The 25855-nt window shown below is 62.9% G+C and carries 21 protein-coding genes and 1 pseudogene; 16 read left to right on the forward strand and 6 right to left on the reverse strand.

The window, feature by feature from the left end:
* Positions 1-126: 126 nt before the first annotated feature.
* Positions 127-795 (reverse strand): outer membrane lipoprotein chaperone LolA, encoded by a 669-nt coding sequence (gene lolA / locus HA399_RS13475; RefSeq protein ID WP_404325252.1) that lies wholly within the window; start codon positions 793-795, stop codon positions 127-129.
* A 200-nt stretch (positions 796-995) separates the two neighbouring features.
* Positions 996-5066 (reverse strand): DNA translocase FtsK 4TM domain-containing protein, encoded by a 4071-nt coding sequence (locus HA399_RS13480; protein WP_404325253.1) that lies wholly within the window; start codon positions 5064-5066, stop codon positions 996-998.
* 170 nt (positions 5067-5236) lie between these two features.
* On the opposite strand from HA399_RS13480, the gene aat reads away from it, so the two are divergent.
* From aat to infA, 3 genes are all read left to right on the forward strand, one after another.
* A complete protein-coding gene (aat, locus tag HA399_RS13485) occupies positions 5237-5953 on the forward strand; it encodes a leucyl/phenylalanyl-tRNA--protein transferase (protein WP_043333849.1) in 717 nt (238 codons plus the stop codon).
* Between the two features lie 36 nt (positions 5954-5989).
* Positions 5990-6793: an arginyltransferase gene (locus tag HA399_RS13490; protein WP_054555616.1), complete on the forward strand. Its 804-nt coding sequence runs from the start codon at positions 5990-5992 to the stop codon at positions 6791-6793.
* 393 nt (positions 6794-7186) lie between these two features.
* Positions 7187-7405: a translation initiation factor IF-1 gene (gene infA, locus HA399_RS13495; protein WP_024953359.1), complete on the forward strand. Its 219-nt coding sequence runs from the start codon at positions 7187-7189 to the stop codon at positions 7403-7405.
* A gap of 574 nt (positions 7406-7979) precedes the next feature.
* On the opposite strand, the gene clpA is transcribed toward infA, so the two are convergent.
* From clpA to icd, 3 genes are all read right to left on the reverse strand, one after another.
* On the reverse strand, positions 7980-10244 hold the full coding sequence (gene clpA / locus HA399_RS13500; RefSeq protein WP_043333850.1) for an ATP-dependent Clp protease ATP-binding subunit ClpA: 2265 nt from the start codon (positions 10242-10244) through the stop codon (positions 7980-7982).
* A 33-nt stretch (positions 10245-10277) separates the two neighbouring features.
* Positions 10278-10679: an ATP-dependent Clp protease adapter ClpS gene (clpS, locus tag HA399_RS13505; RefSeq protein ID WP_082388342.1), complete on the reverse strand. Its 402-nt coding sequence runs from the start codon at positions 10677-10679 to the stop codon at positions 10278-10280.
* Positions 10680-11151: 472 nt separating this feature from the next.
* Positions 11152-12414: an NADP-dependent isocitrate dehydrogenase gene (icd, locus tag HA399_RS13510; protein ID WP_131432618.1), complete on the reverse strand. Its 1263-nt coding sequence runs from the start codon at positions 12412-12414 to the stop codon at positions 11152-11154.
* A 100-nt stretch (positions 12415-12514) separates the two neighbouring features.
* Between icd and HA399_RS13515 the strand changes: the two are divergent.
* The 12 genes and pseudogenes from HA399_RS13515 to HA399_RS13570 all read left to right on the forward strand — a co-directional run.
* Positions 12515-13129: pseudogene (locus tag HA399_RS13515) on the forward strand (pseudouridine synthase); the annotation flags it as partial.
* A 170-nt stretch (positions 13130-13299) separates the two neighbouring features.
* The gene (locus tag HA399_RS13520) at positions 13300-13749 is read left to right on the forward strand and encodes an NUDIX domain-containing protein (RefSeq protein ID WP_043333853.1); all 450 of its coding nucleotides are present in this window, start codon (positions 13300-13302) and stop codon (positions 13747-13749) included.
* A gap of 201 nt (positions 13750-13950) precedes the next feature.
* On the forward strand, positions 13951-15132 hold the full coding sequence (mnmA, locus tag HA399_RS13525; protein WP_054555617.1) for a tRNA 2-thiouridine(34) synthase MnmA: 1182 nt from the start codon (positions 13951-13953) through the stop codon (positions 15130-15132).
* Positions 15129-15764, forward strand: coding sequence for a high frequency lysogenization protein HflD (gene hflD / locus HA399_RS13530; RefSeq protein ID WP_404325255.1), 636 nt, complete (start codon positions 15129-15131; stop codon positions 15762-15764). Before mnmA ends, hflD begins: the two co-directional genes overlap by 4 nt.
* 149 nt (positions 15765-15913) lie before the next feature.
* The gene (gene purB, locus HA399_RS13535) at positions 15914-17281 is read left to right on the forward strand and encodes an adenylosuccinate lyase (RefSeq protein WP_404325256.1); all 1368 of its coding nucleotides are present in this window, start codon (positions 15914-15916) and stop codon (positions 17279-17281) included.
* A gap of 263 nt (positions 17282-17544) precedes the next feature.
* The gene (locus tag HA399_RS13540; RefSeq protein WP_054555618.1) at positions 17545-18789 is read left to right on the forward strand and encodes a cupin domain-containing protein; all 1245 of its coding nucleotides are present in this window, start codon (positions 17545-17547) and stop codon (positions 18787-18789) included.
* Entirely contained in the window at positions 18786-19217 is a 432-nt protein-coding gene (locus HA399_RS13545; protein ID WP_404325257.1) for a GNAT family N-acetyltransferase, read from the forward strand. Before HA399_RS13540 ends, HA399_RS13545 begins: the two co-directional genes overlap by 4 nt.
* Before the next feature lie 338 nt (positions 19218-19555).
* Positions 19556-20308: a hypothetical protein gene (locus HA399_RS13550; RefSeq protein ID WP_404325258.1), complete on the forward strand. Its 753-nt coding sequence runs from the start codon at positions 19556-19558 to the stop codon at positions 20306-20308.
* Positions 20309-20505: 197 nt separating this feature from the next.
* Positions 20506-21816: an isocitrate lyase gene (gene aceA, locus HA399_RS13555; RefSeq protein ID WP_153636429.1), complete on the forward strand. Its 1311-nt coding sequence runs from the start codon at positions 20506-20508 to the stop codon at positions 21814-21816.
* A gap of 371 nt (positions 21817-22187) precedes the next feature.
* Positions 22188-22361, forward strand: a complete 174-nt coding sequence (locus HA399_RS13560; protein ID WP_153636430.1) for a hypothetical protein — start codon at positions 22188-22190, stop codon at positions 22359-22361.
* Entirely contained in the window at positions 22358-22861 is a 504-nt protein-coding gene (locus HA399_RS13565; protein WP_052384587.1) for a glycine zipper 2TM domain-containing protein, read from the forward strand. Before HA399_RS13560 ends, HA399_RS13565 begins: the two co-directional genes overlap by 4 nt.
* A 551-nt stretch (positions 22862-23412) precedes the next feature.
* Positions 23413-24390 (forward strand): lipid A deacylase LpxR family protein, encoded by a 978-nt coding sequence (locus HA399_RS13570; protein ID WP_404325259.1) that lies wholly within the window; start codon positions 23413-23415, stop codon positions 24388-24390.
* 158 nt (positions 24391-24548) lie between these two features.
* Here the strand turns inward: HA399_RS13570 and HA399_RS13575 are convergent, their stop codons facing one another.
* Complete coding sequence (locus HA399_RS13575) at positions 24549-24833, reverse strand: hypothetical protein (RefSeq protein WP_043333859.1); 285 nt, start codon at positions 24831-24833, stop codon at positions 24549-24551.
* Between the two features lie 493 nt (positions 24834-25326).
* Here HA399_RS13575 and HA399_RS13580 point away from each other — a divergent pair, with 493 nt between their 5' ends.
* A complete protein-coding gene (locus HA399_RS13580) occupies positions 25327-25809 on the forward strand; it encodes a peptidylprolyl isomerase (protein WP_043333860.1) in 483 nt (160 codons plus the stop codon).
* Positions 25810-25855 lie beyond the last annotated feature (46 nt).

The raw sequence follows: 25855 nt of genomic DNA on the forward strand, positions 1-25855 counted from the left end.
GGCGAATCCTGCGCGCACATGACTGCCATGTCGCGACTGGCACAGACAAGAACGCCCGGACCATCTGGTCCGGGCGTTCTTGTCTGGTCAAGCGTATTCAGGATTTGCGCTGCACCTTGGGCGTGATCACTGCTCGCGAATGACGTCGGCGCCTTGCGGGATCTGGAACACGAAACGGCTATCCTGCAGTGACGGGTTGTACTGCACGTTGCTGAAGTCGATCGCCGTGCGCTGGCCGGTGGAATCCGCCATCTGCAGCATGTCGAGCTGCTCGCTGTCGAAGGTCAGCTTGAGGCTTTCAAACAGCGTATCGGCCTGTTTGGGCGTCAGCGTGAAGGTCTCACGCGCGCCCTGCTGCTGACGCTTGACCGCATAGTTGGCGGTCAACTCACTGGCCCGACCGGACAGCAACAGCGCCGGCGTATGGGTGACACGCTCATCCAGCGGCTGCACGGTGACCTGCTCGAGGTCCGGATCATGCAGATAGACTTCCTTGCCATCCGACACCACTTCCTGACGGTACGGCGCATCGACGCTCCAGCGGAACTTGCCCGGGCGCGACAGCCACATCTTGCCCTTGGCTTCCTGCAGACGCTGACCCGAGGCATCGAGGATCTGCTGATCGAAGTCGGCAGCATAGGTCTTGAGCGGCTCCAGCAGGCGCGACAGACGATCGCCTGCCGATTCCTCGGCGTGCGCTGGCAGAGCGGCCATGCCCAACATCAGCGCGGTGCCCAACCCCTTGGCCAGACGAGCGGTCAACGAAGAAGCGAAAGAACGGGACAATGTCTTCATGAAACTCCTTGCGATGAGGAAGACCAGTGGCAAGCCTCGGCACCGAGGCCCTGCATCTGACCATCATCATTTCAGCGATTCGGGATGATTGCTGCCAATATCCTGCTGGCAGTGATCTGTTATCTGAGGTCTTTGACACGAAGGGGAGCAAAAAGCTCCCCTTCGTGTGTTTCAGCGTGCGGCGACCAGGCCTGCGGCGACTAGCCGCTGTGGTTGGGCGCGATCACTTCCCGCGAGCCATTGGTGCCCATCGCGGAGACGACACCCGCCATCTCCATTGCCTCGACCAGACGCGCGGCGCGGTTGTACCCGATCTTGAAGCGACGCTGCACGGCAGAGATGGAGGCGCGACGCGACTCGACCACATAGGCCACGGCCTCATCGTAGAGCGCATCCTGCTCGGCATCGCTGTCCTCGCCTTCGGCCTCGAGACCGGCCAACGCATCCGCCTGCACGCCACCGGTGAGGATTTCCTCGATGTACTCCGGCGAGCCGCGACGCTTCCAGTCATCGACCACACGGTGAACCTCGTCATCATCGACGAAGGCACCGTGAACGCGCGTCGGCATGCCGGCACCGGCCGGCAGGTAGAGCATGTCACCGTGACCCAGCAGGTCTTCGGCGCCGCCCTGATCGAGGATGGTGCGCGAGTCGATCTTGGAGGAGACCTGGAAGGCCATGCGCGTCGGGATATTGGCCTTGATCAGGCCGGTCACGACGTCCACCGACGGACGCTGGGTGGCCAGAATCAGGTGAATGCCCGCGGCGCGCGCCTTCTGGGCCAGACGTGCGATCAGCTCCTCGACCTTCTTGCCGACGATCATGAACATGTCGGCGAACTCGTCGATCACCACCACGATGTAGGGCAGCTTGGCGAGCACCGGCGGATGCTGGTGCATCTCCCAGGGCTGCGGCTCCCACAGCGGGTCAGCGATCTGGGCACCATGTGCCTCGGCTTCATCGATCTTGGCATTGAAGCCGGCCAGGTTGCGCACGCCCATGGCGGCCATCAGCTTGTAGCGACGCTCCATCTCGGCGACACACCAGCGCAGGGCGTTGGCGGCCTCCTTCATGTCGGTCACCACCGGCGCCAGCAGGTGCGGAATGCCGTCATAGACCGACAGCTCCAGCATCTTGGGGTCGACCATGATCATGCGCACTTCGTCCGGCGTGGCCTTGAGCAGCATCGAGATCAGCATCGAGTTGATGCCGACTGACTTGCCCGAACCGGTGGTACCGGCGACCAGCAGGTGTGGCATCTTGCCGAGGTTGGCCACGACAGGGGCGCCACCGATGTCCTGCCCCAGCGCCAGCGTGACCGGAGATTCCGCCAGCTGATAGGCATCGGAATCGAACACTTCACGCAGGCGAATCATGGCGCGGTTGGGGTTGGGGATCTCGATGCCGACCGTCGGACGGCCCGGAATCACCTCGACCACACGCACGCTCTTGACCAGCAGCGAACGCGCCAGGTCCGTCGACAGGTTGGAGATCTTGGACGCCTTGACGCCCGGTGCCGGCTGAATCTCGAAGCGCGTGATGACCGGTCCCGGCCAGACATCCGCCACCTCGGCCTTGACGCCATACTCGCGCAGACGCACCACCAGCAGCTCGGCCATCTGGTCGAGCTCTTCTTCGCTGTAGTTGGGCTTCTGGGCATCCGGCGGCGTCAGCAGGCTCAGCTGCGGCAGGTCCCCTTCCGGCTCGTCCTCGTGATCGGCACCTTCATGGCGCTGACTCTGCATGTGCTCCACGGTCCACAGGGTCGGGCCGGAGGGATCACTGGCAGCCGCCTGTGCATCCTCCGCCGTCGCCAGACGGCCACCGCCCGGCACCATGCCGGACTCATCCCCGTCATAGGCCCAGGAAGGACGCTCGGCCGTTGCGGGGGGCGCTTCCGGCGTGGCTGTCGGCGCCTCGAAAGGCGGCACATGCTCGGCCTGAGGCGCCATGGAATCCGGCTCCGCTGGCGCGACCGGCTCGGCCGGTTGATGAGGCGCTGCAGGCTGACGCGGCTCAGGGGCATGCTGCTGCGGCGTGGCAGACGGGCTGCTCGGCGCCGCAGGCGCGTCTGCCTGTGTCGGCGCGTTGCCCGTCGGCTGCTCGAAGGCATCATCCCAGGAGACGACCGCCTTGCGAGCGGGAGTCTCGGAGGAGGCCGCCGCGACACCGGCCGCCATCACACCCGCACCGGCTGCCAGCCCTGCGGCCGTGGCGAATTGACCACCACTGCCGGGCAGGGGCGCATCATCGTCGTCCCTGGGCTCCGGCGGCTGATTGCGGCTATCCGGCGCGGCATCGCTGCGCTCGCGCGCAAGTTGCGCGTCGCGCTCACGCTGCGCCTGCTTCTCGAGCTGTGCCTGCTTTTCAAGCTGCGCTTGTCGCTCTACCGCTTGCTGCTCGGCTTCGCGCTGTGCTTTCTGTTCTGCTTCGCGCTGCGCCTCCTGCTCTGCCAGACGTTGCGCTTCCTGATCAGCCAAGCGCTGCGCTTCCTGCTCGCGAGCCAGCTCTTGAGCCTGAACCTGAGTCTGTACCGGTGCCTTGTGAGCTTCGGCCTCGCTCTGCGCCTGAGCGCCTTGCGCCGTCTCGTGACGAGCAGTCTCATGACGAGCCGTATCGTGACGAGCGGTCGGCGCAAAGGCTGAGGCGGCGTCCCAGGCAGCAGGCGCAGCCGTGCTGTCGGAGGCTGATGCCGTGTCTTCGACGGCAGGGCCTGGCGTCGCCGCCTTGGGAGCCTGCGTCGTGACTGAGGCGTCAGCATGACGCTGGCGCTCGGCCTCAATGGCAGCGGCTTGCGGCAGACGGGAGCGCGTGACATCGGCATGCGCGACACGAGGCGCGGAGGCGGCCTCTGCCGCCACGGCGGTCTTCAGGGCCGCGGCCAGATCAACCCCTTCGATGCTGACATTGGCGCTCTGCACCGTCATGCGCTCGGTGTAGGCAGCGCCCGGCACCTTGGCGGAAGGCGTGGTTTCAGCGGTCTGCCACGGGATATCGGTGCTGCGGTCATCCGCGAAGTCATCGCGAGCACTGATGGCCTCGTCGGTGCCGCCATCCAGAGACGGCTCGACACGGCGCTGGCCGCGCGGCTCCGCGGCGATGCCTTCTGCCTCCTGCCGGCGACCAAGCAGAATCTCGTCGCTGTCCTCGTCCCACTCCTCCTCACGGGCACGCCGGCCCGGCAGCAGGCGCTGCCACCAGCTCAGTCTGGGGGCCGGGTCGCGATCCGAGTCATCCTCTTCACCGTCCTCGTGCGTCAGCGACTCTTCGGCGTAGGCTGCCTCGTCATCGTAGCCGTCCTGATCGTCGCGACGGCTGTTGAAGCGCTCGGCGAACCAGCCGGACACCCGCATGCAGCCATTGCCCAGCTCATCCATGACCGTCAGCCACGACATGCCGGTAAACAGCGTGAAGCCGCACAGGAAGCTGGCCATCGCGACCAGCACAGTCCCGCCCATGCCGATCAATGGCGTCAGTGCCCCGGCGATGCCCTTGCCGAGAATGCCGCCCGCGCCGTTGGTCAGCTGGCTGTCGGGGCTGTAGAACTGGATATCGCCGATGACGCAGGTCGCCATGATCAGCAGGAACAGGCCGCCAGCGCGCACCGCGATGGTCGTCGGATCCCACACCAGCTCTGTACTGGGCTGACGCATCAGACGCCAGGCACCGAAGCCCAGCATCGCCGGCCACCACAGGGCACTACCGCCGAACAGCGAATACAGTACGTCTGACAGCCAGGCGCCGATGCTGCCCATCCAGTTGCTGGGCGTCAGCTCAGGGCCGCTGTAGGACCAGCCGGGGTCCGTCGGCGCATAGCTGAACAGCGCCAGCAGCATGAAGACGCAGAGGCTGAGCATGAGAATGACCACGCCTTCACGGCTGACGCCCTGCAGGGTGGTGGTCAGGCGTGATGGTGGTCGCGCTGCCTTCTCCGCACGCTGCTCGGCGCGGATGGCCTGGCGTTCGGCGCGTTCGGCCTGACGCTCGGCGCGGCGCTGGGCTGCAGGGCTCTCTTCCTGCACGCGCGGCTTGTTTCTGGCCTTGGCAGCAGGCTGGCCGCTGGCATCCTTCCTCGCGGGCTTGCCGGAGACGCGCGGCGTCTTGCGTGCCGGGCTGGACTCAGTGGCCGAAGCACCGCGCAGACGCGCGAAGAAGCCCGGCGAGTCCGCTTTCTGACGGGCACGCTTCCTGGGTGTTGCTGCCGCACGGCGGCTACGGGTTTCAGGCTTGGCCTGTTCCCGACTTGTCTTTCTGGCACTCTTGGCAGTCAAGTCGCCATCCCCCTTGCACCTTGTGGGCGATTTTCCATGTACCTTCAGCCGGTTATCATAACCATTCGATGGCAGTGACGTCATAATTGCCGATTCACGTCTGCTCATGACGCCAAGGCGCCAGGAGCCCATTGCTCCGTGCATGTTCCCGAACCGACAAGAGGCTGCCCATGCTTCCCTGGCTTCCCCCTGCCCCTGTCCGCTTTCCGCATGCTTCCACCGCCCTGAGCGAGCCCGATGGCCTGCTGTGTGCAGGGGGCGAACTCAGTCCCGAGTGGCTGCTGGCGGCCTACCCCCGCGGCATATTTCCCTGGTTCAGCCCGGGTGACCCCATCCTGTGGTGGTCACCGGACCCACGCATGGTGCTCAAGCCAGAGGAAGTCCGTGTACGCCGCAGTCTGGCCAAGCGCCTGCGCAATGCAGGCCTGAGCTACAGTATCGACCGCGACTTTACCGGTGTGATCAATGCCTGTGCCAGCATTCCTCGCGATGGCCAGGCAGGCACGTGGATATTGCCAGAAATGCAGCAGGCCTACATCGCCCTGCATGCCATGGGACATGCCCACAGCGTTGAAGTCTGGCAGGGCGATTCTCTGGTGGGCGGCCTGTATGGCGTCGCCTGTGGACGCATCTTCTTCGGCGAGTCGATGTTCTCGCGCGTGCCCGATGCCTCGAAACTGGCGCTGGTGATCTTGTGCCAGGAATTGAAGGCACGGGATTTTCCGTTGATCGACTGTCAGATGCATACTCCGCACCTGGCAAGTCTTGGCGCCCGCAGCATCGCCCGCAGCGATTTCATCAGCTATCTTGACCAGTATGCCACTGGCCAAGGGCATGAGGGCAAGTGGTCACTGACATCCTGGCCCACGCAGCACGCCCGGGAATGATGGCCACGGCAATTCCAAGAGGGAGATGATGCAACGGTGAGCAGCAATACCCCCAAGCAACCGCAACGCGATCTGCGCTTCTTTCTGACGGTACCGCACGCCTGCAGCTATCTGGAAGGCCGCCAGGCGACCACGCTGTTTCTCGATCCGCAGGAAGCGCCCAATTCCGGTGTCTATGACGCCCTTGCCCTGCTCGGCTTTCGTCGCAGCGGCTCTCATCTCTATCGTCCGCATTGCGGTGATTGCCGTGCCTGCATTTCCGTACGCGTGCCGATCGCCGACTTCACGCCCAACCGCACCCAGAAGCGTCTGGTGCGTCGCAATGCCGACCTGGTCATCGAAGAGGGGCCGGCACTCTTCGACCCCGAGCATTATCGCCTGTACGCCCACTACATCCGCAGCCGTCATGCGGATGGCGACATGTTCCCGCCCAGTCATGAGCAGTATCGCACCTTCCTCACCTCCCGCGATGACTATGCCCGCCTGGTGAGCTTTCGCCTCGACGGCCGTCTGGTGGCCGTCGCCGCCATGGACCGCATGAGTCATGGCCTGTCCGCCATCTATACCTTCTACGATCCGGATGAGTCACTGAATCAGCGCTCGCTGGGGACCTACGCGGTGCTGTGGCAGATTGAGCAGGCACGCCGCGAAGGCCTGACCCACCTCTATCTGGGCTACTGGATCCGTGATTGCCGCAAGATGAACTACAAGCAGCATTTCCAGCCGCTCGAGTATCTGGACGGCAGCCACTGGCGGCGACGCATACCGGCCAACCATACCGACAGCCATCTGCCACTGAGCCTGGTCAAGCAAGGCGCGTCAGTGACATCCGGCGAGTGACGCGCTGAGCTCATTGCATAGGCTCATTCCAAGGGCTCATTCCAAGGGCTCATTCCATAGGCTCTTTCGACGCGCTCTCCAGGCGCCCTCTCGACGCAAGCGCTCCGACAACGCTAAGGTGACGCGACGCTCAGCCGGCAGGGGCTCACCAGACAGCGCCGAGTGCCGACCAACCGCCTGCCGAGAGTTGCCCCGGCGCAAGATGCCGATTTTTATCTTCCTCCTGAGCTGCCCACAGGCGCTCAAGGAGCGTACAATCGCGCTTCGACTTTGCCTTGCCGCCGCCCTTACGGCACAATATCGCGTATCGAAGTCCCGAATCGGGCACTTTTTGTGCTGAGGCGGCTCGGAACTACCAGCAGTATTCCCTGTAATAAGTGAGGATCAGCCTATATGGCGCGTGAAGATCATATTGAAATGGAAGGCGTCATCGTCGACACCCTTCCGAACACCACTTTCCGTGTTGAACTGGAAAACGGCCACATCGTGACCGCTCACATCTCCGGCAAGATGCGCAAGAACTACATCCGCATCCTGACTGGCGACAAGGTCAAGGTTGAGCTGACTCCGTACGACCTGTCCAAGGGCCGTATCGTCTACCGTTCGCGCTAAGCACGGTCAGACTGCCCTGCCGGTTGCCATGCCATCGATCACTCTGCACGTCCTGGACCTGCATGCGATCATCATGACACCGGCTGGCTGAACCGGTCGTTCCCGGCACCTCAGGCACCAGCGTCACCTCCGCCTGAACCCTCCGCCCGGACCCGGAACGCATCGAGGTTGCAAGACTTGCCCTTCGCGGCGAGACACCCGCCACCTCGATGGCGTATGCCTGAGTATTCCGATGATGCCGCCTTGTCCCATGAATGCGTCTTGAGCCCGAACGCCAATCTGGTCTTCGCTCCCATTCAATGATGACAGGCGGCTCATCCCCGCTGGGCATCTTCTCCCCCAGTACGCATTTACTTCCCCCGATACGCATTCGCCTCCTCCAGTACTCATCCAACTCCCCGCCCTTCCCTTGAGGATGGCGAGCCCCTTCGCGTGCGCGCGTGTCCAGCTTGAGCAATCAGCCCCATGCTCACTACGTGCGGACAGCTTGCTGACTGACGGGCATAAAAAACGGCCAGTGCTTGAGCACTGACCGTTCATGTCGCCCCTTCAGGGCAGCAAGCTGAGCGTCAGATCACGCCATTTCCGCTTCCGTTTCCAGGTGCAGCTCGCCGTTGTCGACCGTGACATGCACGATGCCGCCCGACTCGGACAGGTCGCCGAACAGGATCATCTCTGCCAGCGGCTTCTTGAGCTTCTCCTGAATCACACGTGCCATCGGGCGAGCACCCATTGCCGGGTCATACCCGAGGGTCGCCAGCAAGTCGCGCGCCTCATCAGCGACATCCAGCTGCACGCGCTTCTCATCCAGCTGCGCCTGCAGTTCGACCAGGAACTTGTCGACCACATTGCGCACCACGGCGAGATCCAGCGCGCCGAACTGGATGATGCCATCCAGACGGTTGCGGAATTCCGGCGAGAACGTCTTGCGGATGACTTCCATGGCGTCCGTGGAGTGATCCTGGTGCTTGAAGCCGATGGAGCGACGCGCCACCTGCTCGGCACCCGCATTGGAGGTCATCACCAGAATGACGTTGCGGAAGTCCGCTTCGCGACCGTTGTTGTCGGTCAGGCGGCCGTGGTCCATCACCTGCAGCAGCAGATTGAAGACTTCCGGGTGTGCCTTCTCGATCTCATCCAGCAACAGCACGCAGTGCGGCTGCTTGGTGATGGCTTCGGTCAACAGACCGCCCTGGTCATAACCGACGTAGCCCGGCGGTGCCCCGATGAGGCGCGAGACGGTGTGACGCTCCATGTACTCGGACATGTCGAAGCGCACCAGCTCGATGCCCATCAACGCCGCCAGCTGACGGGCGACCTCGGTCTTGCCGACGCCTGTCGGGCCAGCGAACAGGAAGCTGCCCACCGGCTTGTCCGGCGCCTTGAGGCCAGCACGCGACAACTTGATCGCCGCGGACAACCCGGTGATGGCGTCGTCCTGCCCGAACACCAGCATCTTGAGATCGCGCTCGAGATTGGACAGCAGCTTCTTGTCGGAGCTGGAGACCGTCTTCGGCGGAATGCGGGCGATGGAGGCGACGATTGCCTCAACCTGCTCGGTATCGATGGTGTCGACGCGGATGCTCTCCGGCAGCAGGCGCTGGTGGGCACCGGCCTCGTCGATCACGTCGATGGCCTTGTCCGGCAGCTGACGGTCGTTGATGTAGCGGTCCGCCAGACGCACTGCCGTTTCCAGCGAGGCATCGGTGTACTTGATGGCATGGTGCTCCTCGAAGCGACCACGCAGCCCCTTGAGGATACGGATGGTGTCATCCACCGACGGCTCCATGACATCGACCTTCTGGAAGCGACGCGCCAAGGCGCGGTCCTTCTCGAAGATGCCACGGAATTCCTGGAAGGTGGTGGAACCGATGCAACGCAGCTCGCCGGAAGACAGCAGCGGCTTGAGCAGGTTGGAGGCATCCATCACGCCACCGGACGCGGCACCCGCACCGATGACGGTGTGAATCTCGTCGATGAACAGAATCGAGTTCGGTTCCTTGCGCAGCTCCGCCAGCAGCGACTTGAGACGCTTCTCGAAGTCACCGCGGTACTTGGTGCCGGCCAGCAGCGCCCCGAGATCCAGCGAGTAGACCACGGCTTCCTTGATGACGTCCGGCACGTCCTCCTCGACGATGCGCTTGGCGAGACCTTCCGCGATGGCAGTCTTGCCGACGCCGGCCTCACCGACCAGCAGCGGGTTGTTCTTGCGGCGACGCACCAGAATCTGCACCACACGCTCGAGCTCGCCATCGCGGCCGATCAGCGGGTCGATCTTGCCCAGACGCGCCTGCTCGTTGAGGTTGGTGGCGTAGTTGGTCAGCGGGTTGTTGCCGCCCTCGCTGCTCGCCTCTTCGCTCTCTTCATTCTCGACCGACGCCTGGGGCGTCTGGGTGTGACCCGCGACCTTGGAGATGCCATGCGCGATGTAATTGACCGCATCCACACGCGCGACATTCTGCTGCTTGAGGAAGTAGACGGCCTGACTTTCCTGCTCGGAGAAGATGGCCACCAGCACGTTGGCGCCGGTCACTTCACTCTTGCCGGAAGATTGCACGTGGAAGACGGCACGCTGCAGGACGCGCTGGAAGCCCAGCGTCGGCTGCGTCTCGCGGTCTTCCTGCTCTTCCGGAATCAGCGGGGTGGTGGAATTGATGAAGTCCTGAAGGTCGACTCGCAGCTTGTCCAGATTGGCACCACAGGCGCGCAGGACATCGGCAGCGGAGGCATTGTCCAGCAGTGCCAGCAGGAGGTGTTCCACGGTCATGAATTCGTGGCGTTTGGAACGTGCCACGGTGAAGGCCGTGTTCAGGGTCAGTTCAAGTTCTTTGCTCAACATGGCAAGTCCCCTCTAGGCCGCGTCTTGGACGGATCACTCCGCCCGGTCGATGTCGCACAGCAGCGGATGCTGGCACTCTCGAGCATATTGATTGACTTGGTGGCATTTCGTTTCCGCGATGTCGCGACTGAAGATGCCACAGGTTCCTTTTCCCTGATGATGGACAGCGAGCATGATCTGTACTGCCTGCTCCTGATCCTTGTTGAAAAAGGTGGTCAGCACCTCCACGACGAAGTCCATCGGCGTGAAGTCATCATTGTGCAGAACGACCTTGTACATGGGCGGTGGAGCCAGTTCAGGCTCAGCGGTCTCGAATGCCAGATCACCTTCGTGGTCTTCCTGGTATCCGGGTTCCTGAGCCGACGGGGCCTGATTGCTGATCGACAGTGTCTCCAGAAAGGGAGGACTGCCGCGCGATGTCTCTGTCTTGAACATAAGGGGCTGATCCGGTGAACACAAGCCGTGACGAAGCAGATTGCCTCAACGCGCCGCGGAGAAGGTCAAGCGCTGCCACGTCGTCTCAATGTGGGTGTGATAAGGAAAAGATGGGGGCTTGTCGATCTGGTTGCAAGCTTTAGTCGCGCACGCCTGAGTGTACACGTTCATGCCTGCATCGCGACGCTCTGACATGAATGCGGACATTTGCATGCATTTTCGCTCACATACGCGACAGACACCTCTCGACAGGCGTCGCCAACTGGCGACCCATCCAAGCGTCTCGCCGCTCGATGAACCCCGGAATGCTACCGCGCAGAACGCCCAGGAGTGGCAATCGTTGGCAGCAGACTGAGCGCGCAACCGAGAAGCTTCCATCTCAAACGCAAGAAGGCCCCCGGACATGTCCGGGGGCCTTCTGCTGAAACCTGTCACGCAACCTGATGCCTGGGCATCAGATCAACGCCGAGTCTCAGGCATCCATGTTGTCAGCAACAGCCTGACCGAACTCGGAGCACTTCAGCAGCTTGGCATCGTCCATCAGGCGATGGAAGTCATAGGTGACTTCGCCCTTGGCGATGGCCTTCTCGACGCCTTTCAGCACGAGATCAGCCGCTTCGACCCACCCCATGTGACGCAGCATCATCTCGGCAGAGAGGATGACGGAGCCCGGGTTGACCTTGTCCTGGCCAGCGTACTTCGGTGCAGTACCGTGAGTCGCTTCGAACATGGCGACGGTGTCGGACAGGTTGGCACCCGGCGCGATACCGATACCACCCACTTCCGCCGCCAGAGCGTCGGACAGGTAGTCACCGTTCAGGTTCAGGGTGGCGATGACGTCATATTCCGCCGGACGCAGCAGGATCTGCTGGAGCATGGCGTCAGCGATGACGTCCTTGACCACGATGTCCTTGCCGTTGTTCGGGTTCTTGAAGGTCATCCACGGGCCGCCATCCAGCAGCTCGCCGCCGAACTCGTCCTTGACGATTTCGTAGCCCCAGTCCTTGAAGGCACCTTCGGTGAACTTCATGATGTTGCCCTTGTGCACCAGGGTCAGCGACTCACGGTCGTTGTCGATGGTGTACTGGACAGCCTGACGGACCAGACGCTTGGTACCTTCTTCGGAGACCGGCTTGACGCCGATACCGCAGTTCTCCGGGAAGCGGATGTTGGTGACACCCATCTCTTCACGCAGGAACTTGATGACCTTGTCGGCTTCCGGCGTTCCCGCCTTCCATTCGACACCGGCATAGATGTCTTCGGAGTTTTCGCGGAAAATGACCATGTCGACGTCAGCCGGCTTCTTGACCGGGCTCGGCACACCAGTGAACCAGCGCACCGGGCGCAGGCAGGTGTACAGATCCAGCTTCTGACGCAGAGCGACGTTCAGGGAGCGAATACCACCGCCCACCGGAGTGGTCAGCGGACCCTTGATGGAAACGACGTAATCCTTGACAGCCTCGAGAGTCTCTTCCGGCAGCCAGGTGTCAGCATCATAAACGTGAGTGGCTTTTTCACCGGCGTAGACTTCCATCCAGTGAATCTTGCGCTCGCCGCCATAGGCCTTGTCGACAGCAGCGTCGATGGCAATCTTCATGGCCGGAGTCACGTCCACACCGATACCATCGCCTTCGATGAACGGGATGATCGGATTATTCGGAACGTTGAGGGTATTGTCGGAATTTGCGGTGATCTTGGCACCGCCTTCCGGGACGACAATCTTCTGGAACCCCATTGATAACTCCCCTGTCATGGATTCAGTGGAGGCGCGAGTATAGCACCCGTGCCGCTTCTCACAGTAGGCTTATACGGCAGCCGCGACAAAAGTCTAAACCATGTCTCTCATATATATGCTTCACAAGCCTTACCGCGTCCTGACCCAGTTCACCGACCGCGATCAGGGTCGCCAGACACTCGCTGACTTCATCGACGTGCCGGATGTCTATGCCGCCGGGCGCCTCGACTATGACTCCGAGGGACTGCTGCTGCTCACCAGTGATGGCGCGCTCTCCCACCAGATCGCGCACCCGAAGAAGAAGCAGCCCAAGACCTACTGGGTGCAGGTGGAAGGTGCCCCTGACGAGCAGGCCATCGCCGCGCTGCGAGCCGGCGTCGAACTCAAGGATGGCATGACCCGACCGGCCAAGGTCAGGCAGATTGAGCCGCCCACGTTGCCAGACAGGCAACCCCCTGTGCGCTTTCGTGCGAGCATTCCGACCCACTGGCTGGAGATCATCATCAGCGAAGGTCGCAATCGCCAGGTGCGCCGCATGACCGCCCACGTCGGCCTGCCGACCCTGCGCTTGATCCGCGCGGCCATCGGGCCGTGGAAGCTCGACGGCCTTGCCCCCGGAGAATGGCGCAGCGAGGAAGTCGAGATGCCTGCGCCACCTCGCCGCGAGTCCCGCTCGCCACGCCACAAGGGCGCGACTGGCAAGCCGGGCGAGCGCCGCACTGGCAACGCTGGCCCCCGGGGCAGTGGCGATAGAGGCAACAGCGCGGGCAAGAGCGGCAAGGGTTCAGGTCGGGGTTCCGGCCAGACTGAAGGCAAGGGTTCAGGCAAGACACCCGGCGCCCCCTCTCGTCGTCTCTCATCCCCCAAGAAAGGAAGGAAATCCTGATGGCTGCTCGCTGGACCCCGAATGTCACCGTCGCCTGTGTCGTCGAACGCGCCGGGCGCTACCTGATCGTCGAGGAAGACAAGGGCGGGCCCTGCACGGTGTTCAACCAGCCGGCCGGCCATCTCGAACCGCATGAGCGCATCATCGACGGCGTGCAACGCGAAGTCCGCGAGGAAACCGCCTGGCGCATCCTGCTGACCGGCTATCTCGGCCTCTATGTGCACGTGGCCGAGGACGGCACCCACTTCCACTCCCACAGTTTCGAGGCCGCCGCCCTTGAGCACCTGTGCACGCCGCTGGACCCTGACATCGTCAGAACGCACTGGCTGTCGCTTGAGGAGATCGAGCAGCTCGAGGACATGGGCCGCCTGCGCAGCCCGCTGGTGACCCGTCGCATCCGCGACAGCCAGCGTGGCAAGCGTTTCCCACTGGATGTGCTGCACGATTGAGCGATTGCGCGCGCCGGAAGTCCGCCGCCGGGCGTGCTGTCGAGCGGCGCATCTGGCCCAGTGCGGCAGACGGCGCAGGCGGGGTGAATCCCACTCCCGCATTCAGGTATAATCCCGCCCATTCAAGCGGCGCCAGAATGACGGGTCTGCCGCCTCCCCTGTTTGTGACAACCCGCGGCCATGCGGGTGACGAGAGAACTGATGACCGCTGAAACCGGTACCGGAACCAAGGTCATCGTCGGCATGTCCGGCGGTGTCGACTCCTCCGTCTCTGCCCTGTTGTTGATGGAGCAGGGCTACCACGTCGAAGGCCTGTTCATGAAGAACTGGGACGAAGACGACGGTAGCGAATACTGCACCGCCCTCGAAGACCTGGCCGACGCCCAGGCCGTGTGCGACAAGCTCGGCATCAAGCTGCACACCGCCAACTTCGCCGCGGAGTACTGGGACAACGTCTTCGAGCACTTCCTGGCCGAGTACAAGGCTGGTCGCACGCCGAATCCCGACATCCTGTGCAACCGCGAGATCAAGTTCAAGGTCTTCCTCGAGTATGCCGAGATGCTGGGTGCCGAGCTAATCGCCACCGGTCACTACGTGCGTGGCGGCGTGCGTGATGGTCTCCCGCGCCTGCTCAAGGGCCTGGACACCAACAAGGACCAGAGCTACTTCCTGCATGCCGTGCCGCAGGCGGCCATCGCACGCACCCTGTTCCCGGTCGGCGAGCTCGAGAAGCACGAAGTACGCGCCATCGCCGAGAAGCATGAGCTGATCACCGCGCGCAAGAAGGATTCCACCGGCATCTGCTTCATCGGCGAGCGGCGTTTCGCCGACTTCCTCAAGCAGTACCTGCCCGCTCAGCCCGGCAAGATCGAGACCCCCGATGGCGATGTCATCGGCGAGCACATGGGCCTGATGTACTACACCCTCGGCCAGCGCCAGGGGCTGGGAATCGGTGGCCTCAAGCGCTATCCGGACGCGCCCTGGTTCGTGTGTGCCAAGGACCTGGAGCGCAACGTGCTGATCGCCGTGCAGGGCAAGCACCACGACCTGCTCTACACTCAGGCGTTGAGCACCGAATCCGTCGACTGGGTCGCGGGCGAGCCGCCGCAGACCGACGCCAATGGCGAGCTGCGCATTCGCTGCAAGAACCGCTATCGCCAGGAAGATCAGGCCGCGACCTTGATCGTCAATGACGGCCAGCGTGTCGAGGTGCGTTTCGATGAACCGCAACGCGCCGTCACGCCCGGCCAGTCCGCCGTCTTCTATCTCGGCGACATCTGTCTGGGCGGCGGCGTGATCGATGCTGCCTGGAAACTTCCGGCGGCGGACGCCAGCGCTTCCACCGCCCCGCTCTCTGGCCCCGAGGAGTCCGCCGCGCAATGACCAGCGTGCCGATCCGTCCCGTCACTGATACCACTACCCGCCAGGCACTGTCGCTGGCGGGTGTCTTCCAGGCAGCCGCGCTGGTCGATGAGCTGGCCCGCCACGGCCAGTGCGATGAGCGCGCCTGGGAAACCCTGGTCAATGCCACGCTGGATACCAATCCGGAAAGCTTCGAATCCATCTACGGCGGGCACCATAACCGCCTGCGGCTCGGCATCGACACCGTCAGTGCGGTGATGGAACGTCGCCAGGTCTCGCCCGTGGTGATGCGTTACGGCTTCTCGCTGGTGATGCTGATGAGCAAGCTCAGGAAGGACCCGGACATGCTGGACAAGCTGGGCGCGGGCCTGACGCGCATCCAGGGCCAGGCCGAGCACTTCGGGCCGACCCATGAGAACGTGATCGCAAGTCTGGGCGAGCTTTACCAGCAGACCCTCTCCACCTTCCGCTACCGGATCGTGGTGCAGGGCGACCCCGGCCTGCTGCAGCAGCGCATGATGCCGGAACGCATCCGCTGCGCCCTGCTGGCAGGCGTGCGCTTCGCCCTGCTGTGGGACCAGCAGGGTGGCCGTCGCTGGAAGCTGGTCTTCCAGCGCAGCGCGCTCAAGAAGTCATTGCAGCAGCTGGGCTGAGCCCGCCTCCGCGCTCGCGCCAGCGCGTCACCTGACGCACCAGATTCACACCCGAATTCGCTTCAACAACGCTGGAGCCCATCAACCGGGCTCCGAGACACTTGAACCGGCAGCGCGATATGTCCTGCCACCATCGGAAGATTCTCATCATGCAGCTGTCCGCCCTCACCGCCCTGTCTCCCGTCGATGGCCGCTATGGCGCCAAGACCGAGGCCCTGCGCGAGCACTTCAGTGAATTCGGCCTGATCCGTGCCCGCGTCATCGTCGAGGTGCGCTGGTTGCAACGCCTGGCCGCCCACGCCGAGATCGCTGAAGTGCCGGCCTTCTCCGCGGATGCCAACGCCGTGCTGGATAGCATCGTCAGTGAGTTCAGTGTCGAGGATGCCCAGCGCATCAAGGACATCGAACGCACCACCAACCACGACGTGAAGGCGGTCGAGTACTTCCTGAAGGAAAAGGTCGAGAGCAACGCCGAACTCAACGCCGTCACCGAGTTCATCCACTTCGCCTGCACCAGTGAAGACATCAACAACCTGTCTCACGCCCTGATGCTGCGTGGCGGCCTGGACAACGTGCTGCTGCCGCAGATGCGTGAAGTGACCGAAGCGATCGTCGCGCTGGCCCACCAGCACGCCGAACAGCCGATGCTGTCGCGCACCCACGGCCAGACGGCCAGCCCGACCACCCTCGGCAAGGAAATGGCCATCGTCGCCGCGCGCCTGCGTCGTCAGCTGGCGCAGGTCGAACGCATCGAGATGCTCGGCAAGATCAACGGTGCCGTGGGCAACTACAACGCCCACCTGACCACCTATCCGGCCATCGACTGGGCGGCCAACGCCGAAACCTTCGTCGAGAGCCTCGGGCTGACCTTCAACCCGTACACCACCCAGATCGAGCCGCACGACTACATCGCCGAGCTGTTCGATGCCATCTGCCGCTTCAACACCATCCTGATCGACTTCGATCGTGACGTCTGGGGCTACATCTCGCTGGGCTACTTCAAGCAGCGTACCGTGGCCGGCGAGATCGGCTCCTCCACCATGCCGCACAAGGTCAACCCGATCGACTTCGAGAACTCCGAAGGCAATCTGGGCATCGCCAACGCCGTGCTGGGCCATCTGGCACAGAAGCTGCCGATCTCCCGCTGGCAGCGTGACCTGACCGACTCCACCGTGCTGCGCAACCTGGGCACCGGCCTGGCGCAGGGTCTGATCGCCTATCAGGCGACCCTGAAAGGCATCAGCAAGCTGGAAGCCAACCCGGAGCGTCTGAACGCCGATCTGGACAACAGCTGGGAAGTGCTGGCCGAGCCGATCCAGACCGTCATGCGTCGTTACGGCATCGAGAAGCCCTACGAGAAGCTCAAGGAGCTGACCCGTGGCAAGCGTATCGACCAGGCCGGTTTCGCCGCCTTCATCGAGACGCTGGAACTGCCGGACGACGTCAAGACCGAGCTGAAGGCACTGAGCCCGGCCAGCTACATCGGCAACGCCATTGCACAGGCCAAGGCGCTCTAAGCGGCGCAGGTCACTGCAAGTCTGATGACGCCGGGGCCTCTGCTCCGGCGTCATGCATTGCGTATTAGACAGCATGCAGCACGCTGCACGACACACTGGATTCACGACCACTGACGCTCTTCGTCAGTGGGCACGACATGCCACGCTCTCAAGGCTCGGCATGGAACGCATCGCCGTCTGCCATCCGGCAAAGCGGCTTCAACGACGTCATCGCGAGACCGCTGCCCCCTGACAGGCTGCCGTTCGCGTTCGAGAGGTTCTGCATGAGCACATCCCCCGCCCCCCGCGACACCGACACGCCTCTGGCACTGTTGGGCGGCCTGAGCATCCGTGAATTCCTGCGCGATTACTGGCAGCAGAAGCCGCTGCTGATCCGCGGAGCCTTCGCAGACTTCGAGACGCCGCTGGAAGCCGATGAACTGGCCGGTCTGGCCTGTGAAGATGGCATCGAAGCCCGTCTGGTCGAGGAAAACGGCCCGGACAAGGCCTGGCAGGTCAGCCACGGTCCCTTCGATGAAGCGACCTTCGCACGTCTCGACGCCAAGGACGACAGCCAGTGGAGCCTGCTGGTGCAGGCGGTGGACCATTACGTCCCCGACGTCGCCGCGCTGTTCGAGCCCTTCACCTTCCTGCCGCGCTGGCGTCTCGATGACATCATGATCAGCTACGCGCCGACCGGCGGCAGCGTCGGCCCGCACCTGGACAACTACGATGTCTTCCTGCTGCAGGCCCAGGGCCAGCGTCATTGGCAGCTGGGCGGCATGCATGGTGACGACGCCGAGATCATCGATGGCATCGACCTGCGCATCCTCAAGCACTTCGAGGTCACCCCGGGCGAGGACTGGGTGCTGGAACCCGGCGACATGCTCTACGTGCCGCCGCGCCTGGCGCACCACGGTGTCAGCCAGTCCGATGACTGCATGACCATCTCCGTCGGCTTCCGTGCGCCTTCCGCCGATGAAGTCGTCACCTCCTACGCCGACTATCTGGGTGCCAGTCTGCCGGAATCGCTACGCTACCGTGACCAGGGCATGGCACCGGTCGCCAATGCCGGCGAGCTGGACGACGCCTCGCTCGAGCGCGTGCGTGAATTGCTGCTCAGCACGCTGGACAACCCGACCCAGCTGGCACAGTGGTTCGGTCGCTACATGACCCAGCCCAAGTATCTGGAGCAGCTCGCCGCCCGCGAACCGGCCCTCAAGACCCATGAGCTGGTCGAGTATCTGGAAGATGAAGGCGTACTGGTGCGCTCCCTGGGCTCACGCTTCGCCTTCCGTCACGGCGAGAATGGCACCAGCACGCTGTTCGTCGATGGCGATGGCATCCTGGCCCCTCAGCCGCTGGCGGAAGCGCTGGCCTCTGATCAGCGCCTCACGGCGGTGTTGCTTGACTACACCACGGCAGACCTTGATCGCAGTGCCGTGGTCAGCCTGCTGACGGCGCTGATCAACCGCGGCAGCCTGATACTGGAATGTGACCTTCAGGACGAAGAGGACGATGAAGAATGAGTGACGCCATGATCAGCCTGGAGCGGGGCGACTGGCAGACGTTGGGCAACGAGGCCAGCGAGATCCGCCGCATCGTGTTCATCGAGGAACAGCAGGTGCCACAGGATGAGGAGTGGGACGGGCGCGACGACGTCTGCGAACACTTCCTCGTGCATCTGGATGGCCGCACCGTCGGCACGGCCCGTCTGTTGCCGGACGGCCATGTCGGCCGTGTCGCCATCCTCTCCGAAGCGCGCGGACTGGGGCTTGGCCAACGCCTGATGGAAGCGGTCATCCATGCTGCGCACCAGGCTGGCCATGCTGAAGTGCTACTGGATGCTCAGACCCATGCGCTGGAATTCTATCAACGCCTCGGCTTCACGGCTTACGGCGACGAGTTTCTCGATGCCGGCATACCGCACCGCAGCATGCGCTTGATTCTGAACTGAATTTTAGCGTCTTCCTTACAAAAACCGGCCCCATTTGGGGCCGGTTTTTTTGTGCCTTGAATGTTCTTGTAGTCTGGCTACAACCCGCTCCTTGACCAAGTCATCATTCCCCAAGGCCCATGAATACTGACATCATGACGTCATTGAGAAATATTAAAACGACTGTTTGCCAGCAAGAATTCCACAACGTTGAAACTGGTATAAAACGATCGTTTTAATGCGACCAAGGAATGAAAGACAGCACTCAATTTCGGAGCGATGCTAGAGATCAGGTCATTTACGCTGCACTGCGACATGACACGCTGCCCGACTCGGCACCGCCTTCAGGAGATTCGCCCATGCTCACCTCAGACTCACGAACGCAGACCACCCTGATGGGCGGTAGAGGTGACCAGGTACTCGGGCAGCCTGAGGATGCCGCTCTGGCCGAGCAATGGCACAACGCCGAGATCCGCACGCGGATTCTCAAGCTGGCACGTCCCCTCAAGGACCTGCTACCACCGCAGACAGCGGAGTCGGTGGCGGCACAGGCGCAGACGATCTGCCATCTGAGTCGCGACCAGCGCTGGCAACTTCCCGGCGAGCAGTGGCAATTGCGCTCACAGGGCAGCGGCTGGCAGCTGAAGTGCAATGCGCAGCCGGCAACAGCTACCGAGACGCAGGACGCGCCTGACCAGCTGGCGCTTGCCGGCCTCACCGATGACGTGACGGGGATGCAGCTGAGCAACCGCCCGCTCCCCCGGGCCCTCTGGACACTGGCCGCCGCGCGGCATCGCGGCGAACGTCATTCGGTGCTGGCCATTGCCCAGATCAGAAGCGTGCGCGAAGCGCTGTGCTGGGGAGAGCTGATCTCACGGCTGCGCGCGCCGGACGGCAGGCCACCGCGCATCGCCCTCACCCTCAGCCACTGCACGTTACCCACGCTGGAAGCCAGCCTGTACTTCCTGATGCCCTGGTTGGACAGCATCACGCTGACAGCGGCACCCGGCCTGGAAACTGCCTGCCTTGGCGTGATCAAGGCTCGCTTCAGACTTGCTGAGCCAGCGGAGCTCGACAACGCCACCGACGACGCCTTCTGTCGCACGGCGTGACTCCACTGGTGACGCCTGAAAGATCAATAACAACAACAAACTGTCATGCAGCAACTCAAGACGCAGAGCACCGACACTCCCATTTCACGCGTCGCTCTCGCGTCGACCGCCAGACGAAAGACAAGTGAACAGACACAAGACACAGACAACACGCCAGGGGCTGAGCCCCGACGACGAAGCCATCAGGAGATGCCACCATGAGTCACACACGTGCCGATCAGATTGCCGCGCTCGAAAAGGACTGGGCCGAGAATCCGCGCTGGAAAGGGGTCACTCGCCCCTATTCCGCCGAGGATGTGGTGCGCCTGCGCGGTTCCGTTCCGGAAGCCAATACCCTGGCGACCCGCGGTGCCGAGAAGCTCTGGAAGCTGGTCAATGGTGATGCCAGGAAGGGCTACGTCAACTGTCTGGGCGCCCTGACCGGTGGCCAGGCCATGCAACAGGTGAAGGCCGGTATCGAGGCCATCTACCTGTCCGGCTGGCAGGTCGCCGCCGACAACAACACCAGTGAAGCCATGTACCCGGATCAGTCGCTCTATCCGGTGGATTCCGTGCCGACCGTAGTCAAGCGCATCAACAACACCTTCCGCCGCGCCGACCAGATCCAGTGGCAGAAAGGGGCCAATCCGGGCGATGCCGGCTTCGTCGATTACTTCGCGCCTATCGTGGCGGATGCCGAGGCCGGTTTCGGTGGCGTGCTCAACGGCTACGAGCTGATGACCGCCATGATCCGTGCGGGCGCCTCCGGCGTGCACTTCGAGGACCAGCTGGCCTCGGTCAAGAAGTGTGGCCACATGGGCGGCAAGGTACTGGTGCCGACCCAGGAAGCGGTGCAGAAGCTGGTGGCCGCTCGCCTGGCTGCTGACGTGGCGGGTGTCCCGACCCTGGTCATCGCGCGTACCGATGCCAATGCCGCCGACCTGATCACCTCCGATGTCGACGACTACGACAAGCCGTTCCTGACCGGTGAGCGCTCCGACGAAGGCTTCTATCGCGTCAAGGCCGGTCTGGATCAAGCCATTGCCCGCGGCTTGGCCTACGCGCCCTACTCCGACCTGATCTGGTGTGAAACCGCCAAGCCGGACCTCGAGGAGGCGCGCCGCTTCGCCGAAGCGATCAAGAAGGAATACCCGGACCAGCTGCTGGCCTACAACTGCTCGCCTTCCTTCAACTGGAAGAAGAACCTCGACGACGCCACCATCGCCAAGTTCCAGCAGGAACTGTCGGACATGGGCTACAAGTACCAGTTCATCACCCTGGCCGGTATCCACAACATGTGGTTCAACATGTTCGATCTTGCCTACGACTATGCGCAGGGCGAAGGCATGAAGCACTACGTCGAGAAGGTGCAGGAAGCCGAATTCGCCGCAGCCGAGAAGGGCTACACCTTCGTGGCGCACCAGCAGGAAGTCGGCACCGGTTACTTCGATGACATGACCAACGTCATTCAGGGCGGCAACTCCTCCGTCACCGCGCTGACGGGCTCCACGGAAGAAGACCAGTTCTAGGCCGCTGACATCACGGTATGGCACCTCGACATGACACCTGGACATGGCACCTCGCAATGGCAGGATTGCGCGAGGTGCCACCCGCAGACTGACCGAAGCCCGCTCACGCGGGCTTTTTCGTGCTTTACGCCTTGAATTCCCGCCATGGATGCCCGCCGCGAATGTCCGCCGCGAATGTCCACCATCAGCAACGGATGCCCTGCCGCTGACATTCACGCGGCATGGCTCAAGAAAAAATGCTCACGCGGAAGTGCTTACGTGGCAGCACTCATGCGCCGGTACTCACGTGGTCGGTACTCACGTGGTAGCACTCACGCGACAGGGAAGTGCAGAAGTTGCGTCACCTCAGCGTTTCAGGTCGGGAACCCGTCATGGTCGACGTGGTCTATAATGTTAAGAAACAGTGTTCTCGCACGCCCGTCGTGACAAGAACCTGCTGGCGGCCCAAGGAAGTGATCGCCTACCTGAGCCTTGCTCTCTCAGCACTCAGCATTCTCCATCACAACCTCAAGCTGCACCGCATCATGCGAGGAGATACACCATGACACTCTCACTGACTCACAAACGATCGACTGGCGCACGCCGCTGGCTGCCCGTGATCGCACTCGGCGTGCTGACGCTTGGCGGCTGCGCGAACAGCGACATCTACTCCGGCAACGTCTACACCGGCGATCAGGCCAAGCGCGCACAGTCCGTCAGCTACGGCACCATCACCTCGCTGCGCCCGGTGCAGATCCAGGCACAGGATGAAGGCAGCGGCGTGCTCGGTGGCCTGGGTGGCGCGGTCGTCGGCGGCCTGCTCGGCAGCCAGATCGGCGGCGGCTCCGGTCGTGCGATCGCCACTGCCGCGGGTGCCATCGGCGGTAGCGTGGCCGGCAAGTCGATCGCTGACAATGTCGACCAGATCGACGCCTACGAGATTGAAGTCCGCCGCGATGCCGGCGACAGCCTCATCGTCGTCCAGAAAGCCGACACCGCCTTCTCGGTTGGCCAACGTGTCCGCCTGGTCGGCTACGGCGCCAACCTGAGCGTCGCGCCTTACTGAGTCTCTCGACGGCTGGCGCTCCCTTGCCGGGGCGCCAGCCGCTTTGTTTCTGCGCCCTTCAGTGGCGCCTGTCGCATCCCTGCGCGGGAAACGCCGCCACGCTCTCCCCCATCTCGCCTGGCTCACGCATCCCCGCCTCTCTCGCGTCTCTCACACCTCTCGCGCTACTGCATCTCCCACACGCCCCACCCCCTCGCTTCGCTGCGCATCTCCTCCCTCGATCTCACACAGGCACGGCTCGCCGCAGTGGGGATAGGCAGATTGCCTATTGATTAACAGGCTATGAAATCGGGATTTTTTGTGCAAAGTTATACGCCTGCAGCCTAACTTGACTCTGTACACAACTACCCGTCCCAGGAGTTGCGATGCGTCCCGTCACTGCCCGTCCGCCAGGTTCTCGCCCAGGCACCCGCAAGCTGTCTTGTGTCACGTCTTCTTCAAGAAACGCTCCCCGCGCTTATCCCAGTCCAGTCAATGAGAACCCTGGCGGTACCGCCGCCTCATGCCACGCCCCGCAGATGACGCCGGCCTTCTCGACCCGGCGCCTGGGCATGGCATTGATCATGCTGGGAGCGGTGGCATTGGCCCCCATGGTGGAGGCAGCCGAGGACGAGGGTGGCGTGCTGTCATTGAAGGTCGAGAACGACATTCTCACCTCCGGCGATGATGGCCATTACACCAACGGCTTTGCGCTGAGCTACACCTTCAAGACACCAGAGCAGCACTGGTCACGCTCATTCGCGGACTGGGTGCCGGGCTTCAGCGCGGCGCGACTGGACGCCACGGCCTACCGCTTCGGGCAGCAGATCTATACCCCCAATGACATCAAGCGAGAGCAACCGGATCAGGATGACCGCCCCTACGCGGGCTACCTGTTCGGTGGCGTCTCGCTGTTCGCCGGTGAAGAGGGAGATGACTGGCGACGGGTGGATACCTTCAATCTGGATCTCGGCATCGTCGGCCCGGCCTCGGGCGCCAAGGAGGCTCAGAAGGCGGTGCACAAGCTGACCGGCAGTGATGAGCCGGAGGGTTGGGACCACCAGCTGCACAACGAGCCGGTGATCAGCACCGGCTGGCAGACGCAGCTATGGCTGCCGGCCAGGGCCGCAGGGCTGGAGGTGGAGTACGGCCCCTCAGCTTCCGTGGCGCTGGGCAATCTCTACACCTATGCGGGCGTCGGTGGCGGGGTTCGCATCGGCCAGGGGCTGACCCGCAGCTACGGGATACCGACCGTGGCGCCGGCCCAGGGCGGCCGACAGTACTTCCATCCCGACGGTGACTTCGCCTGGCACCTGTTCGCCAATATCGAGGGCCGCGCGATGGCCTACAACATGCTGCTGGATGGCAATGGCTTCGAGGACAGCGCCTCGGTGGACCGTCGCCCACTGGTCGGCGACCTGCAACTGGGCTTCGCGCTCAGCTGGCAACGCTGGCAGCTGGCGTTCGTCAACGTGTGGCGCACCCACGAATTCGAGACGCAGCAGGAGAGCGATCAATTCGGCTCGCTGACGCTCTCGACCTGGCTATGACTCGGCGCTGAGCTGCAGGCGGCACTGACAAGACGCGATGGATGAGCAGAGCCTGATGAGAAGTGTCTGATGAGCAGAAACAGAAAGGCCGGGCAGATAGCCCGGCCTTTCTGTCTGCGGGAAACGTCATGCTTCCCGGAAGGTTGCCGCTGGTGAGATCAGTGCATCTTGACCTTGCTCATGCCCCAGCAGATCAGCTTGCCGCCGATCAGAACGATCAGCGCCAGCACGATCAATGCCATCAGCATGGAAACGGGATTGACGATGAAGGTCGCACCCAGGATACCCAGGGCCACGCCCCAGACGTAGCGGTCACCGCTATCGATGCTCAGAGCCTCCGGCAGGACACGCTTGACGGTGGCACCCAGCGAGCCTTCCCAGCGGTTCAAGCACAGCATGAAGATCGCAGCGAAGCTCACCAGCCAGATCAATGTCACGGTCATCGAAATTCTCTCCTGAAAAATAGGGTCGCATGGCGCCTGAGTTGTCATTTCCCGTCAGGCGACGGGACAGAGTGTGCAGAGCGAGGCCACCTCGGGCCGCGCGTCAGAATCCGCAATATCCGAGTAGGCAGAGTAACCAGACCCTGTGGCCCTCGCAAGCCATCGCCCCAACCTTGTCTGGCCGCCAGCAGCAAGGCCGCTGTGCGCTGACAGGGCAACCCCGCCAGACACCTGATAATCCAACCGTTTTGCCCCTTTCCTCACCGATGGCGTCGGGGGTGAGAAAAAACCCTGCCTCAGGGTTGAAATGCACGCCTGCGAGCGTCACCTATACTTTCAAGACAAGGTAACGTGCGCTGGATTGCCTGTCAGGCAATGTCATCAGCGGGCCAGGAGCCACGTGATACGCGGCTTTTTTCCAGTTTCCCCCCTGACAGTCACCTCAGGGGCACGTTACCATTGACGTTCATATACCTATCGAAAGGCTCTCATCATGCAAATCGCCCAGAATGCCGTCGTATCCTTCCACTACACCCTGACCAACAACGAAGGGGAAGTGCTGGATAGCTCCGAAGGTCGCGAGCCGCTGGCCTACATCCACGGCGCTGGCAACATCGTCCCGGGCCTCGAGAAGGAACTCGACGGCAAGACTTCCGGCGACGAGCTGAAAGTTGCCGTCTCTCCGGAAGAAGGTTACGGCGAAGTCCAGGAAGCCCTGGTCCAGGAAGTGCCGCGTGAAGCCTTCCAGGGTGTCGAAGACATCGAAGCTGGCATGCAGTTCCAGGCGCAGACCCAGGGCGGCCCGCTGATGGTCACCGTCACCAAGGTCGAAGGCGACACTGTCACTGTCGATGGCAACCACCCGCTGGCCGGCGAAACCCTGAACTTCGACGTGCAGATCACCAACGTGCGTGAAGCTTCTGCCGAAGAGCTGGAACACGGCCACGTTCACGGCGAAGGCGGCGTGGAGCACTAAGCTCCGCCTCTTCCCTCATCTGAGGCATCGCCCCGGATGAGCGCCT

The sequence above is a fragment of the Cobetia sp. UIB-001 genome (assembly GCF_044789135.1).
In the GTDB taxonomy this organism is placed as follows: Bacteria; Pseudomonadota; Gammaproteobacteria; order Pseudomonadales; family Halomonadaceae; genus Cobetia; species Cobetia amphilecti.

Coding starts and splice junctions, on each gene's coding strand:
- mnmA (WP_054555617.1), top strand. CDS start 13,951: ATGACCGCTGAAACCGGTACCGGAACCAAGGTCATCGTCGGCATGTCC.
- clpS (WP_082388342.1), bottom strand. CDS start 10,679: ATGTTCAAGACAGAGACATCGCGCGGCAGTCCTCCCTTTCTGGAGACA.
- HA399_RS13545 (WP_404325257.1), top strand. CDS start 18,786: ATGAGTGACGCCATGATCAGCCTGGAGCGGGGCGACTGGCAGACGTTG.
- aat (WP_043333849.1), top strand. CDS start 5,237: ATGCTTCCCTGGCTTCCCCCTGCCCCTGTCCGCTTTCCGCATGCTTCC.
- lolA (WP_404325252.1), bottom strand. CDS start 795: ATGAAGACATTGTCCCGTTCTTTCGCTTCTTCGTTGACCGCTCGTCTG.
- HA399_RS13580 (WP_043333860.1), top strand. CDS start 25,327: ATGCAAATCGCCCAGAATGCCGTCGTATCCTTCCACTACACCCTGACC.
- HA399_RS13540 (WP_054555618.1), top strand. CDS start 17,545: ATGAGCACATCCCCCGCCCCCCGCGACACCGACACGCCTCTGGCACTG.
- hflD (WP_404325255.1), top strand. CDS start 15,129: ATGACCAGCGTGCCGATCCGTCCCGTCACTGATACCACTACCCGCCAG.
- HA399_RS13550 (WP_404325258.1), top strand. CDS start 19,556: ATGCTCACCTCAGACTCACGAACGCAGACCACCCTGATGGGCGGTAGA.
- infA (WP_024953359.1), top strand. CDS start 7,187: ATGGCGCGTGAAGATCATATTGAAATGGAAGGCGTCATCGTCGACACC.
- HA399_RS13575 (WP_043333859.1), bottom strand. CDS start 24,833: ATGACCGTGACATTGATCTGGCTGGTGAGCTTCGCTGCGATCTTCATG.
- HA399_RS13560 (WP_153636430.1), top strand. CDS start 22,188: ATGGTCGACGTGGTCTATAATGTTAAGAAACAGTGTTCTCGCACGCCC.
- aceA (WP_153636429.1), top strand. CDS start 20,506: ATGAGTCACACACGTGCCGATCAGATTGCCGCGCTCGAAAAGGACTGG.
- clpA (WP_043333850.1), bottom strand. CDS start 10,244: ATGTTGAGCAAAGAACTTGAACTGACCCTGAACACGGCCTTCACCGTG.
- HA399_RS13570 (WP_404325259.1), top strand. CDS start 23,413: ATGGCATTGATCATGCTGGGAGCGGTGGCATTGGCCCCCATGGTGGAG.
- icd (WP_131432618.1), bottom strand. CDS start 12,414: ATGGGGTTCCAGAAGATTGTCGTCCCGGAAGGCGGTGCCAAGATCACC.
- HA399_RS13520 (WP_043333853.1), top strand. CDS start 13,300: ATGGCTGCTCGCTGGACCCCGAATGTCACCGTCGCCTGTGTCGTCGAA.
- purB (WP_404325256.1), top strand. CDS start 15,914: ATGCAGCTGTCCGCCCTCACCGCCCTGTCTCCCGTCGATGGCCGCTAT.
- HA399_RS13565 (WP_052384587.1), top strand. CDS start 22,358: ATGACACTCTCACTGACTCACAAACGATCGACTGGCGCACGCCGCTGG.